Source organism: Citrobacter sp. Awk 2, from assembly GCF_028069815.1.
Lineage (GTDB): Bacteria > Pseudomonadota > Gammaproteobacteria > Enterobacterales > Enterobacteriaceae > Citrobacter.
This window is the reverse complement of sequence record NZ_JANEWL010000043.1, coordinates 20,915-35,131: the sequence shown is the minus strand read 5'-3', so window position 1 is coordinate 35,131 and position 14,217 is coordinate 20,915. Positions and strand designations below refer to the sequence as shown.

11 protein-coding genes and 1 pseudogene are annotated in these 14,217 nt (G+C 51.4%); 3 read left to right on the top strand and 9 right to left on the bottom strand.

All coding sequences use genetic code 11. From position 1 onward, the window contains the following. Positions 1–342 precede the first annotated feature (342 nt). Positions 343–1,131: a uroporphyrinogen-III C-methyltransferase gene (cobA, locus tag NNO02_RS12550; protein WP_271454921.1), complete on the top strand. Its 789-nt coding sequence runs from the start codon at positions 343–345 to the stop codon at positions 1,129–1,131. Here the strand turns inward: cobA and NNO02_RS12545 are convergent. The 9 genes from NNO02_RS12545 to sdhC all read right to left on the bottom strand — a co-directional run bounded on the left by NNO02_RS12545 (position 1,110) and on the right by sdhC (position 12,100). Then, on the bottom strand, positions 1,110–2,003 hold the full coding sequence (locus NNO02_RS12545) for a PocR ligand-binding domain-containing protein (protein ID WP_271450210.1): 894 nt from the start codon (positions 2,001–2,003) through the stop codon (positions 1,110–1,112). The two genes, cobA and NNO02_RS12545, sit on opposite strands and share 22 nt — an antisense overlap. Positions 2,004–2,260: 257 nt before the next feature. Then, positions 2,261–3,130: a succinate--CoA ligase subunit alpha gene (gene sucD, locus NNO02_RS12540; protein ID WP_005122544.1), complete on the bottom strand. Its 870-nt coding sequence runs from the start codon at positions 3,128–3,130 to the stop codon at positions 2,261–2,263. Next, positions 3,130–4,296 carry an ADP-forming succinate--CoA ligase subunit beta gene (sucC, locus tag NNO02_RS12535; RefSeq protein ID WP_003022927.1) on the bottom strand — a complete coding sequence of 389 codons (1,167 nt, stop codon included), beginning with the start codon at positions 4,294–4,296 and terminating at the stop codon, positions 3,130–3,132. The genes sucD and sucC overlap by 1 nt, the downstream gene beginning before the upstream one ends. A 91-nt stretch (positions 4,297–4,387) precedes the next feature. Beyond that, positions 4,388–5,611, bottom strand: a complete 1,224-nt coding sequence (gene odhB / locus NNO02_RS12530) for a 2-oxoglutarate dehydrogenase complex dihydrolipoyllysine-residue succinyltransferase (protein WP_271450211.1) — start codon at positions 5,609–5,611, stop codon at positions 4,388–4,390. Positions 5,612–5,625: 14 nt separating this feature from the next. Then, positions 5,626–8,427, bottom strand: a complete 2,802-nt coding sequence (gene sucA, locus NNO02_RS12525) for a 2-oxoglutarate dehydrogenase E1 component (RefSeq protein ID WP_271442215.1) — start codon at positions 8,425–8,427, stop codon at positions 5,626–5,628. Between the two features lie 429 nt (positions 8,428–8,856). Next, positions 8,857–9,573, bottom strand: a complete 717-nt coding sequence (sdhB, locus tag NNO02_RS12520; RefSeq protein ID WP_202039119.1) for a succinate dehydrogenase iron-sulfur subunit SdhB — start codon at positions 9,571–9,573, stop codon at positions 8,857–8,859. 15 nt (positions 9,574–9,588) lie between these two features. Then, entirely contained in the window at positions 9,589–11,355 is a 1,767-nt protein-coding gene (gene sdhA, locus NNO02_RS12515; RefSeq protein WP_271449841.1) for a succinate dehydrogenase flavoprotein subunit, read from the bottom strand. Then, positions 11,355–11,702 (bottom strand): succinate dehydrogenase membrane anchor subunit, encoded by a 348-nt coding sequence (gene sdhD, locus NNO02_RS12510; RefSeq protein WP_271449842.1) that lies wholly within the window; start codon positions 11,700–11,702, stop codon positions 11,355–11,357. Before sdhD ends, sdhA begins: the two co-directional genes overlap by 1 nt. Continuing rightward, positions 11,696–12,100 carry a succinate dehydrogenase cytochrome b556 subunit gene (gene sdhC, locus NNO02_RS12505; protein WP_271449843.1) on the bottom strand — a complete coding sequence of 135 codons (405 nt, stop codon included), beginning with the start codon at positions 12,098–12,100 and terminating at the stop codon, positions 11,696–11,698. The genes sdhD and sdhC overlap by 7 nt, the downstream gene beginning before the upstream one ends. 383 nt (positions 12,101–12,483) lie before the next feature. On the opposite strand from sdhC, the pseudogene NNO02_RS12500 reads away from it, so the two are divergent. Both NNO02_RS12500 and NNO02_RS12495 read left to right on the top strand, forming a co-directional pair. Then, a pseudogene (locus tag NNO02_RS12500) lies at positions 12,484–12,594 on the top strand (hypothetical protein). Positions 12,595–12,796: 202 nt separating this feature from the next. After that, a complete protein-coding gene (locus NNO02_RS12495) occupies positions 12,797–14,080 on the top strand; it encodes a citrate synthase (RefSeq protein WP_271442210.1) in 1,284 nt (427 codons plus the stop codon). The last annotated feature ends 137 nt before the right edge of the window (positions 14,081–14,217 follow it).

Sequence of the window (14,217 nt, the reverse complement as noted above, 5' to 3'; positions counted from 1 at the left end):
AGTAAACATCGAGTGTTATATTTTATTTCAGGCATTGATGTCATTGATCCAATCCATGATTTGTTCATACTGATGGCGGATAAATATTAACCAATAATACTCAAGCACAACAATAAACACAATTTAATTAAGGTTAAATTCAGACACATAGCGCCAATAAGTTCTTAATAATTTTTCAAGTCATCTTGTTTATTGTGGAAAAAACTTTGCGAGATTAATCAATATTATCCTTGCGATAATTTAGGAAAATTTAGCGTTATAACTTACAGGCAAACGACTGCTTTTAATCATTCTCCGGGGTGGTTCTGCCTTTTTTTTGTTAGACGTGATAAAGGACACAATGTGAAAACTTTCGGAAAGGTCTGGCTCGTTGGCGCAGGTCCCGGTGATATTTCATTACTCACCCTCAAAGCAGTGATGTGCATTAAACAAGCGGATGTCATTATTTACGACAGGTTGGTCAATCCTAAGATTCTGGAATGGGCATCCGCTGACTGTGAGCTTATCAATGTCGGTAAGAATCCAGGATTTCATTGCGTTCCGCAGGATGAAATCAATGCGCTTCTCGTTCAGTATGCCCAGACGCATCACAATATCGTGCGCTTAAAAGGCGGCGATCCTTACGTATTTGGTCGTGGGGCCGAAGAAGCTGAAGGGCTTATCGAGCCGGGGATTCCTTTTGAAGTCGTCCCCGGTATCAGTTCAACCATTGGGGGATTAACCTGTGCCGGGATCCCGGTAACACATCGCGATTACGCCTCTGGTTTTCACGTGGTGACCGGCCATACACGCGAAGGTAACCAGCAACAGGACTGGCGCCAGCTGGCCAAACTGACCGGTACATTGGTTATCGTCATGGGTATCGCGAATCTGGCATTCATCTGTGAAGAGCTACTGATGGGCGGAAAACCGGCGGAGACACCCGCGGCCATTATCATGTCCGCGACCCGGGAGAATCAGCGCCGACTGACCTGTACTCTCGGATCATTACTGAGCAATGCGCAGGAAGCCAACATTACGCCACCTGCACTGGTAGTCATTGGCGATGTCGTCACGCTGAGCGATCGTTTGTCTTTCATTCCTGCCGCTATCGAACTCCCTGAACATCTTTACTGCGAGAGTCTGGCGTGACGAAAAGACTGAGGTGATGTTTGATGCGCCGCCCGGAAAACGCGACAAAAATAACTGGTTTGTGCGTACTGAAGTTTCCGGGCAATACTGTCTATTGAATGAACAGGATCATGTAATAACTCCCCCGCCTTTTGCATTTTTTTCTGATTTACCCAGGTTTTAAAATTAACGCCCTGACGCTTCTTAAAAAATCGACTAAAATAATTTGCACTTAAACAGACATGTGCAGCCACAGACTCCAGGGATAAGTCACTATACAAGTTCTCATCAATATATCGCAGTGCCGCCAGTAGTTTTTTCTCATGACGAGAAAGCTCCGTAAAATAGTGCCGGACGCTACTTACCGGTTTATCGAATACCACTTCAGATTGTTTTTCTTCTCTCTCAAAATTATTAACAATAAAATGCAATAAATTAGCCGATGCCACCAGCGTATTATTATCAACCGCAACAAGCTGATCCCACTCAGTTTTTATTTCAGGATCGCCCATCCATCGTAATTCATCTTCAACGACGATAGTTTTATATTCCTGGTACTTAGCCCGAACCTGACCACAGATAATAAAACCATGCAGATTCCCCTCATAAATTAATGGTATGGAGAACAAACTTAACCCTGCATGGCAGCTGAATATTCTGGGTTTACACTGTTTCAGTGCCTCAAAAGCACACTGTTTATCGCATGCCTGGCAACCAACACTGTAGCGTTTATTCGCTCTCATCAGCTTACAGAATGAATTAAAATTATGGCAGTCAGAGAGTGCTCTGCCTGTAACATCAACGACTACCGTTGCTAACCCCGTCGCATTGGAGAAAACTTCTGCTATAGAGAAAAAACATGGTAAGTAATCATCCTGAATTTTCAGCGACACATCATCCTCCAACCTTAATATGACTAAAGGCGGTAATATGCAAAATCCAGGCAAAAGAAAGAATGATGCTCGCCGCAAAAAATAATCTCATTTGTGAAGATGAATGTGATCAAATTGCATGATGCGGGATGACAGAAAATAAAAAAGGCCATCAATAGATGGCCAACCATGTCGAAAACGAATCAGTCTTGCTTCCTTCGCGTAACAGCTTTTTTCTGCTACGCGAAAGAGTCGGACCTTATACTGCTTTTTGAGAATTACTTAATTACCGCTTTCAGCGCTTCGCCGATATCGGCCAGACTACGCACGGTTTTCACACCAGCAGCTTCCAGCGCAGCGAATTTCTCATCCGCTGTCCCTTTACCACCCGCGATGATTGCGCCCGCGTGCCCCATACGTTTGCCTTTCGGCGCGGTCACACCTGCGATGTAACCCACAACCGGCTTAGTCACGTGATCTTTAATGTACGCAGCCGCTTCTTCTTCTGCGCTACCGCCGATCTCACCGATCATCACGATCGCTTCAGTCTGCGGATCTTCCTGGAACAGTTTCAGGATGTCGATAAAGTTAGAGCCTGGGATCGGGTCACCGCCGATACCGACACAGGTAGACTGGCCAAAACCGTAGTCGGTGGTCTGCTTAACCGCTTCATAGGTCAGCGTACCGGAACGGGAAACAATGCCCACTTTACCCGGTTTATGAATGTGGCCCGGCATGATGCCGATTTTACATTCGCCCGGGGTGATAACACCTGGGCAGTTCGGGCCGATCATGCGTACGCCAGCTTCATCCAGTTTCACTTTCACGGTCAGCATATCCAGCGTTGGGATACCTTCGGTGATAGTGATGATAAGCTTGATGCCTGCATCGATAGCTTCCAGGATGGAATCTTTGCAAAACGGTGCCGGAACGTAGATAACGGTGGCGGTTGCGCCGGTCGCTTCTACGGCTTCACGTACGGTATTGAATACCGGCAGACCCAGATGCGTGGTGCCGCCTTTACCCGGTGTAACGCCACCGACCATTTGCGTACCGTAAGCAATAGCCTGTTCAGAGTGGAATGTCCCCTGGCTACCGGTGAAGCCCTGGCAGATAACCTTGGTATCTTTATTAATTAAAACTGACATTATTTCCCCTCCACTGCGGCAACAACCTGCTGAGCTGCATCCGTCAGACTTTTCGCTGCAATAATATTCAGGCCGCTGTCAGCCAGTTTCTTCGCGCCGAGTTCGGCGTTGTTGCCTTCCAGACGCACAACAACAGGAACGTTAACACCCACTTCCGCTACCGCACCGATGATACCGTCAGCGATCAGATCGCAACGAACGATACCGCCGAAGATGTTAACCAGAACAGCTTTAACATTGTCGTCAGAGAGGATGATTTTGAATGCTTCGGTTACACGTTCTTTGGTCGCGCCGCCGCCAACGTCCAGGAAGTTCGCTGGTTCACCGCCGTGCAGTTTAACGATATCCATGGTGCCCATTGCCAGGCCCGCACCGTTAACCATACAACCAATGTTCCCGTCCAGTGCGACGTAGTTCAGTTCCCACTGTGCAGCCTGCGCTTCACGCGGATCTTCCTGAGACTGGTCGCGCATTTCACGCAGGTCAGCCTGGCGGAACAGCGCGTTACCGTCAGCGCCCAGTTTACCGTCGAGGCAGATCAGATCGCCTTGTTTGGTTACCACCAGCGGGTTGATTTCGATCAGCGCCAGGTCGCGCTCCAGGAAAATCGTCGCCAGCCCCATGAAGATCTTGGTGAACTGCTGAACCTGTTTACCTTCCAGACCCAGTTTGAACGCCAGTTCACGACCCTGGTAAGGCATTGGGCCAGCCAGCGGATCGAGCGCCACCTTGTGGATCAGGTGTGGCGTTTCTTCCGCCACTTTTTCGATTTCCACACCGCCTTCGGTAGAGGCCATAAAGACCACGCGACGGGAACTACGGTCAACCACTGCGCCGAGGTAAAGTTCTTTACCAATGTCGGTCGCAGCTTCAACCAGAATCTGGTTTACCGGTTGGCCATGTGCGTCTGTCTGGTAAGTGACCAGACGTTTACCCAGCCAGTGTTCAGCAAAAGCGCGAATGTCTTCTTTGCTGTTAACAACCTTCACACCGCCCGCTTTACCACGGCCACCAGCGTGAACCTGACATTTTACTACCCACGGGCCTGCGCCGATTTTAGATGCGGCTTCTTCGGCTTCACGCGGAGTAGTACAGGCATAACCCACCGGTGCCGGTAAGCCATAGCGGGCAAAAAGTTGTTTTGCCTGATATTCATGTAAGTTCATGTGTTCTGTCCATCCTTCAGGTAATCGTTATCTTTTACCCGTAGGCCTGATAAGGCGTCCAGACCTACGGGGCAGGTGATACTCTTTTTGGTTACACGTCCAGCAGCAGACGTGTTGGATCTTCCAGCAACTCTTTAATGGTTACCAGGAAGCCTACTGACTCACGACCATCGATCAGACGGTGGTCATAAGACAGCGCCAGATACATCATCGGCAGGATTTCAACCTTACCGTCTACCGCCATCGGTCTGTCTTTGATGGCATGCATACCCAGGATGGCACTCTGCGGCGGGTTGATGATAGGCGTAGACATCAGGGAACCGAACACACCACCGTTAGTGATGGTGAAGTTACCGCCCGTCAGATCTTCAACCGTCAGCTTGCCGTCACGACCTTTTACTGCCAGTTCTTTAATATTCTTCTCGATGTCGGCCATACCCAGCAGATCAACATCACGCAGTACCGGGGTAACCAGACCACGCGGCGTGGAGACCGCCATGCTGACATCAAAGTAGTTGTGATAAACCACGTCATCACCATCGATAGACGCGTTCACTTCCGGATAGCGTTTCAGCGCTTCAACAACGGCTTTAACGTAGAAAGACATAAAGCCCAGACGGATACCGTGGCGTTTCTCAAACGCGTCACCGTACTGCTTACGCAGGTCCATGATTGGCTTCATGTTGACTTCGTTGAAGGTTGTCAGCATCGCGGTAGAGTTTTTCGCTTCCAGCAGACGCTCAGCCACGCGCTTACGCAGACGGGTCATCGGAACGCGTTTTTCACCACGTGCGCCCAGCGCAGGCTGTGCCGCAGGTGCTGCGGCCGGTGCTTTCGCTTCAGCTTTCGCCGCCGGCGCTTTAGCCAGATGTTTTTCAACATCTTCACGCGTAATACGCCCACCGACGCCTGTGCCGTTGATAGCGCTGGCTTCGAGGTTATGCTCACCCAACAGGCGACGGATTGCCGGGCTCAGGGCATCGTTGTTCTGCTCGGCGAGGGACGCCTGCTGGCGCTGCGCCGGAGTAGAATCTTTCTCTTCAGACTTGGCGCTGGTCTCTTTACCGGCGCTGTTGCCTTCACGCAGGCGACCGAGGATCTGGCGAGAAGTTACCGTTGTCCCTTCATCTTCCAGGACCGCATCAAGAATACCGTCCGCTGATGCCGGTACTTCCAGTACCACTTTGTCAGTTTCGATTTCTACCAGTACTTCATCACGACGTACTGCATCGCCCGGTTTTTTGTGCCAGGTTGCAACCGTTGCATCCGCTACGGATTCAGGCAGGTCGGGAACAAGAATATCTACGCTACTCATTATTTATCCTTTATTTAATCGACGTTCAGCGCGTCATTTACCAGATCTTGTTGCTGTTTCTGGTGAACGGACATATATCCTACTGCCGGAGAGGCAGAGGCCGGGCGACCTGCATAACGCAGAGCTGACCCAAATGGAATTACTTCACGGAAATGATGCTGGCTGCAGTACCATGCGCCCTGGTTAAGCGGCTCTTCCTGGCACCAGACAAAATCATGTACATGAGCAAACGGTTTCAGCGCTTCCTGCACCGCTTTATGCGGGAATGGATAGAGCTGTTCGATGCGTACAATGGCAACATCTTTTTGGCCATTCTTACGGCGTTGCTCCAGCAGGTCGTAATAAACCTTACCAGAACACATTACGACACGCTTCACGGCTTGTGGATCAAGTTCATCAATCTCACCAATGGCTGGCAGGAATGTGCCGTTCGCCAGTTCGTCGAGCGTAGACACCGCCAGCGGATGACGCAGCAATGACTTCGGTGACATCACCACCAGCGGACGACGCATACCGCGCAGCGCCTGACGACGCAGCATGTGGTAAACCTGTGCCGGCGTAGATGGGACGCAAACCTGCATGTTTTGCTCAGCACAAAGTTGCAGGTAACGTTCCAGACGCGCAGAGGAGTGCTCCGGTCCCTGACCTTCATAGCCATGCGGCAGCAGCATCACCAGACCACACATGCGGCCCCATTTCTGCTCGCCGGACGAGATGAACTGGTCGATAACCACCTGCGCACCGTTGGCGAAGTCACCAAACTGCGCTTCCCAGATGGTCAGGGTACGCGGTTCAGCCGTGGCATAACCGTATTCAAATGCCAGCACCGCTTCTTCAGACAGTACGGAGTCCCATACGCGGAAGGTGCCCTGTCCGTTATGCACATGCTGCAGCGGAGTGTAGGTTGAACCGTTCGCCTGGTTATGGATCACCGCGTGACGGTGGAAGAAAGTACCACGGCCGGAGTCTTCACCCGACAGACGTACCGGAATGCCTTCGTCTACCAGCGTGGCATAAGCCAAATTCTCTGCGCCACCCCAGTCGAACAGCTTCTCACCAGCCGCCATTGCCTGACGGTCGCCGTAAATCTTGGCAACGCGCGACTGCATTTCAACCGCTTCTGGTACGGTACTGATGCGTTTGGCCAATTCCTGCAAACGCTTCATTTCAACCTTGCTTGGGTAATTTTCATCCCACTCGTGGTTGAGGTACGGTGACCAGGTGAAGGAGTGCATGTTCATTGGACGCCACTCTTTCACGACACATTCGCCAGCATCCAGCGCATCACGATAGAGGTTGACCATTTCGGTCGCATCTTCCAGCGTGGCAACTTTATCGGCTTCCAGTTTGTCAGCGTAGATTTTGCGCGGGGTCGGATGCTTTTTGATTTTCTGATACATCAACGGCTGGGTTGCGCTCGGCTCATCGGCTTCGTTATGGCCGTGACGGCGGTAACACACCAGATCAATGAAGACATCACGTTTAAAGGTATTACGGAAATCCAGCGCCAGACGGGTAACGAAAGCAACCGCTTCCGGGTCATCCGCATTCACGTGGAAGATCGGCGCCTGAACCATCTTACCGATGTCGGTGCAGTATGGTGTAGAACGTGCGTCCAGCGGGTTAGAGGTGGTGAAGCCCACCTGGTTGTTGATGACGATGCGAACGGTACCGCCCACTTCGTAACCACGCGCTTTCGACATGTTCAGGGTTTCCTGAACCACGCCCTGTCCGGTCACTGCCGCATCACCGTGAATCGTAATCGGCAATACTTTATTGCTGCTTGGCTCGTCCAGACGATCCAGACGCGCACGTACCGACCCGATAACCACCGGGCTAACGATTTCAAGGTGCGACGGGTTAAACGCCAGCGCCAGGTGCACCAGACCGCCTTCGGTTTCGATATCTGATGAGAAGCCCATGTGGTACTTCACATCGCCGGTGCCGAGGTGTTCTTTATGTTTGCCTGCGAATTCGTCGAACAGTTCCTGCGGGCGTTTACCCAGCACGTTAACCAGTACGTTCAAACGACCGCGGTGCGCCATGCCCAGAACCACTTCACGGGTTCCGCTGTTACCGGCGTGGCGGATCATTTCTTTAAGCATCGGGATTAACGCGTCGCCACCTTCCAGTGAGAAGCGTTTTGCCCCTGGGAACTTCGCACCCAGATAGCGCTCCAGGCCTTCAGCTGCCGTCAGTTCACTGAGGAAGCGTTTCTTCTCTTCACTACTGAATGCGGCACGCCCGGACTCGATACGCTGCTGAAGCCAGCGTTTCTCTTCGGTGCTGGTGATGTGCATATACTCGGCGCCAATCGGGCCGCAGTAGGTTTGTTTCAGTGCGACAACCAGGTCGCTCAGCTTCATGGTGTCTTTGCCACCGGCAAAAGAACCTACGTTAAAGCTTTCCTGAAAATCAGCGTCGGTCAGATCGTGGAAAGACGGATCCAGATCGGCCACATTTTCTTGTTGCCACAGCCCCAGCGGATCGAGGTTCGCATGCTGGTGACCGCGGAAACGATAGGCGTTAATGAGCTGCAGGACTTTAACCTGCTTCACATTGGCATCAGGGTCGGAAATAGAAGAAGAGTAACGTGGGGTAATCAACGCCTGTCGACGGAAATAATCACGTGTTTTTGAGTGGAGTTGATCCGGTTTGACTCCGGTACCAGGTAACTGCTGGAACGTCGAACGCCAGTTAGCATCTACCGAGTCAGGGTCGGTTAAGAAGTCTTCATAGAGCTGTTCTATCCAACTCTGGTTAGAACCGGAGAGGTAAGAAGAGTCCAACCAGGCTTTCAAAGCGCTGTTCTGCATCGTGATCCCTTAAGCATTTGTATGCTTACTTCGCCGTGGATACTACCACGCACACCGATGTGCGTGCCGGGGTTCACTTGCGAGCTCTTTTTGTTTGGCTCGCGAAGGAACCTTTAAAAACTGTCAGAGATAAGGGGCAGTTTTTAGAGGTTTCCTACATTAACGATTCGCCTGATGGCGCTTTGCTTATCAGGCCTACAAGGTACATAACCCGTAGGCCGGATAAGACGGTACGTCGCATCCGGCAACCATTGCCTGATGGCGCGTAGCTTTCAGGCCTACAAGGTACATAACCCGTAGGCCGGATAAGACGGTACGTCGCATCCGGCAACCATTGCCTGATGGCGCGTAGCTTTCAGGCCTACAAGGTACGTAACCCGTAGGCCGGATAAGACGTTTACGTCGCCATCCGGCAACCACTACAACAACTTACGCACTACGTTTGAGCAGCATCGACTTAATATGCCCGATGGCACGCGTCGGGTTCAGTCCCTTAGGACAAACACTGACGCAGTTCATGATGCTATGGCAGCGGAATACGCTGAAAGCGTCACTCAAACCGTCCAGGCGACTGTCGGTCTCGGTATCGCGACTGTCGATCAGGAAACGATACGCGGCCAGCAGACCTGCAGGACCAATAAACTTGTCCGGGTTCCACCAGAATGATGGGCAAGACGTTGAGCAGCATGCACATAAAATACATTCATACAGCCCATCGAGCTTCTCACGCTGCTCTGGCATTTGTAAATGCTCACGAGCCGGTGGATTTTTCCCATTATTCAACAAGTAAGGTTTAATCTTCTCATACTGTGCGTAGAATTGCCCCATGTCTACCACCAAATCGCGCACAACCGGTAAACCCGGCAGCGGGCGAATGACAATCTTCTTGCCCGGCTGATTCAGCGCAGAAATAGGTGTGATACAGGCCAGTCCATTCTTACCGTTCATATTCAGACCGTCGGAGCCACAGACCCCTTCACGGCAGGAACGGCGGAACGACAGCGACGGATCTTTTTCTTTCAGCTGCATCAGTGCATCCAGCAGCATCATGTCGCGCCCTTCTTCCGCTTCCAGGGTGTAATCCTGCATGTGCGGAGCATCATCAACATCCGGGTTATAGCGATAAATTGAAAACTCGAGTCTCATTTTCCTGTCTCCGCATTAGTAAGTACGAATCTTCGGCGGGAATGCCGGGCGCAGTTTCGGTTCCATGTTGACTTGACGTCGGGTCATGGATTCCGACTCTGGCAGATACAGGGAATGGCACAGCCAGTTTTCATCATCACGTTCCGGGAAGTCGAAGCGACTATGCGCGCCACGGCTTTCGGTACGGAAGTTGGCGGATACCGCCGTTGCGTACGCGGTTTCCATCAGGTTATCCAACTCCAGGCACTCAACGCGCTGGGTGTTGAACTCGCTGGAGGTATCATCCAGGCGGGCATTTTTCAGGCGCTCACGAATGGCTTTCAGCTCTTCAAGACCTTTCGCCATCGCATCACCTTCACGGAATACCGAGAAGTTATGCTGCATACATTCCTGCAGCGCTTTACGGATCACAACCGGATCTTCACCGTCGCGGTTACCGTTCCAGCGATTCAGACGCGCCAGAGAGGCATCGATCTCTTCTTCCGTCGCATCCTGCAGGTTACCTTGCTCGGCGATAGACTCCTGCAGATGCAGACCGACCGCACGACCAAAGACCACCAGGTCCAGCAATGAGTTGCCGCCCAGACGGTTGGCACCGTGCACCGATACGCAAGCGATCTCGCCCACGGCAAACAGCCCAGGAATAACTACATCTTCGCCCTGCTCGTTCACGGTCAACGCCTGGCCAGTCACCTTGGTCGGAATACCCCCCATCATGTAGTGACAGGTTGGAATGACCGGAATCGGCTCTTTCACCGGGTCAACGTGAGCAAAGGTACGTGAAAGCTCCAGGATACCCGGCAGACGGGATTCCAGTACTTCTTTACCCAGATGGTCGAGTTTCAGTTTAGCGTGCGGACCCCATGGGCCATCACAACCACGGCCTTCACGGATTTCGATCATAATGGAGCGCGCCACCACGTCACGACCCGCAAGGTCTTTCGCGTTCGGGGCATAACGCTCCATGAAGCGTTCGCCGTGTTTGTTCAGCAGGTAACCACCTTCACCACGGCAGCCTTCTGTTACCAGCACGCCCGCACCGGCGATACCGGTTGGGTGGAACTGCCACATTTCCATATCCTGCACCGGCACGCCAGCGCGGATTGCCATACCTACGCCATCACCCGTGTTGATGTGAGCGTTGGTGGTGGACTGATAAATACGGCCTGCGCCACCGGTTGCCAGCACGGTCGCGCGGGCTTTGAAGTAAACCACTTCACCGGTTTCGATACACAGTGCGGTACAACCGACAATTGCGCCGTCGGCGTTTTTCACCAGATCTAACGCATACCACTCGGAGAAAATCGTGGTGTGGTTTTTCAGGTTTTGCTGATACAGCGTGTGCAACAGCGCGTGGCCGGTACGGTCAGCCGCCGCTGCAGTACGTGCCGCTTGCTCGCCACCGAAGTTTTTCGACTGACCGCCAAACGGACGTTGATAAATGGTGCCATTTTCCAGGCGGGAGAACGGCAGCCCCATGTGGTCCAGCTCCAGAATCGCTTCCGGGCCGGTTTTACACATATATTCAATGGCGTCCTGATCCCCAATGTAGTCCGACCCTTTCACAGTGTCGTACATGTGCCATTCCCAGTTATCTTCATGGGTATTACCGAGCGCAACGGTGATACCACCCTGCGCAGAGACGGTATGGGAACGGGTTGGGAAGACTTTGGAGAGCAGCGCACAGGTCTGACCGCTCTGGGAAATTTGCAGCGCCGCGCGCATACCTGCGCCACCGGCACCAATCACAACAGCATCAAATTCTCTGACTGGCAGTTTCATTACACACCCCACACCACAACAAATCCATAAATGACGTAAACCACCAGCGCAACGACAATGGCCAGTTGCAGAATCAGGCGAACTGCCAGAGGTTTAACGTAGTCGGTCAACACCTGCCACATGCCAATCCAGGCATGAATCAAGATGGAGAAAAGCGCCAGCAGGGTGAAGACTTTGGTGAATGCCGATGAGAAGAAACCGGTCCAGGCTTCAAAGGTCAAGTCGCCACTGGTGGCGAAGAAGCCGACCATATAGATGATGTATAACGTCAGAACGATAGCGGTGGCACGGACCAGAATGAAGTCATGTACGCCATTGCGTCCTAATGCGGAGGCGTTGCTTACCATACGAGGACTCCTGCGAGAAGTGAAAGCACGACAATGATTACAAAAGAAATTTTGGCGGAACGTGTCCCTGCTTCGAGGGTTTCTTCGAGGTAGCCAAAATCCATCAACAGATGGCGAATGCCCATTACGGCGTGATAGGCCAGCGCAATCAGAATCCCCCACAGAATCAACTCCACGAAGAAATTATTCATAATGGATGACGCGGCGAGGAAACCTTCAGGGGAGGACAGGCTGGTACCCAATAACCACAACAGGATCCCGACCGCCACGAAGGTGATCACTCCAGATACGCGATGGAGAATGGACGCTATCGCCGTGATTGGGAATCGGATCGTTTGCAGATCCAGATTGACAGGTCTTTGTTTTTTCACATTTCTTATCATGAATAACGCCCACATGCTGTTCTTATTATTCCCTTTGGACTTCGGGCACAGAAGAAAAAGACTTCTGTAGTCTGAAAGACGCCGGGATTTCCTTCCTCCGGTCTGCGTGCGGGTCAGACAGCGTCCTTACTATAACTACGCGTCATATAAAACACTGCTTCCAGTTGCTAAAACGACACGTTACAACGCTGGTTGGCTCGGGATTGCAGGGTATTCCGGAGACCTGGCGGCAGTATAGGACGTTCACAAAATCATTACAATTAACCTACATATAGTTTGTCGGGTTTTATCCCGAACAGTGACATAGGTCACGATAACAACATTATTTTAATTTTAAATCATCTGATTTGACAATCATTAAACAAAGTTGTTACAAACGACACCAGAAAAAGCATATAATGCGTAAAAGTTATGGGGTCACTCTTTCACCGGAGATTTAGTTATGTAACAGTGTGGAAGTATTGACCAATACCTTCAGGACAGTTATTAGTGATAGACAGGTTAAATAATTCGGATTGCTAAGTTGTTGATTTGTTGCTAATTCACCATGAGTTAACTGATTTACCTGCAAGCGCCCATTGCTCTGTACCCTGGTTTTCTCCTCTATCGCAGAGCGGCGAGCCGAATAACAAACTGGTAATGGTTAATTGATGAGTTGAAACAGATCTCACCTGAGTAGTCTTAAGTAATAAGGCGCTAAGGAGACCGTAAATGGCTGATACTAAAGCAAAACTCACTCTTAATGGTGACGCTGCTATTGAACTGGATGTGCTGAAAGGTACGCTCGGTCAAGATGTTATTGATATTCGTAGCCTTGGCTCAAAAGGGATGTTTACTTTTGACCCAGGTTTTACCTCTACCGCATCCTGCGAATCCAAAATTACTTTCATCGACGGTGACGAAGGTGTTTTGCTGCATCGCGGCTTCCCAATTGACCAGTTGGCGACCGAGTCCAACTATCTGGAAGTGTGTTATATCCTGCTGTACGGTGAAAAACCGTCACAGGAAGAGTACGACGAGTTCAAAACCACGGTCACTCGCCATACCATGATCCACGAGCAGATTACCCGTCTGTTCCACGGTTTCCGCCGCGACTCTCACCCGATGGCCGTTATGTGCGGTGTTACCGGTGCGCTGGCCGCGTTTTACCACGACTCGCTGGATGTCAATAATGCGCGTCACCGTGAAATCGCCGCTTTCCGTCTGCTGTCCAAAATGCCAACCATGGCAGCAATGTGCTACAAATACTCCATCGGCCAGCCGTTTGTTTATCCGCGTAACGACCTTTCCTACGCCGGTAACTTCCTGAACATGATGTTCTCCACGCCGTGCGAAAAATACGAAGTAAACCCAATCCTGGAACGCGCAATGGATCGTATTCTGATCCTGCATGCTGACCACGAACAAAACGCTTCAACCTCAACCGTACGTACCGCAGGTTCTTCCGGCGCTAACCCGTTTGCCTGCATCGCTGCCGGTATCGCTTCCCTGTGGGGGCCGGCGCACGGCGGCGCGAACGAAGCTGCACTGAAAATGCTGGAAGAAATCAGCTCAGTTAAACACATTCCGGAATTTGTTCGCCGCGCGAAAGACAAGAATGATTCTTTCCGTCTGATGGGCTTTGGTCACCGTGTTTACAAAAACTATGACCCGCGCGCCACCGTCATGCGTGAAACCTGTCATGAAGTACTGAAAGAACTGGGCACCAAAGATGACCTGCTGGAAGTGGCAATGGAGCTTGAGCACATCGCGCTCAACGACCCGTACTTCATCGAGAAGAAACTCTACCCGAACGTCGACTTCTATTCTGGCATCATTCTGAAAGCAATGGGCATCCCGTCCTCCATGTTTACCGTAATCTTCGCGATGGCACGTACCGTTGGCTGGATTGCACACTGGAACGAAATGCACACCGACGGCATGAAAATCGCCCGTCCTCGCCAGTTGTACACCGGCTACGATAAACGCGATTTTAAGTCTGATATTAAGCGTTAATTTGCCGTGCCGGATGGCGCTCATGCTTATCCGGCCTATAAAACGTTCCAGACATAGGCCGGATATGCCGCATGACGTTGCTATCCGGCACATTTCTGCTTTTTATTGCCCCTCGTAGTTTTATTCTTATCGCGCTT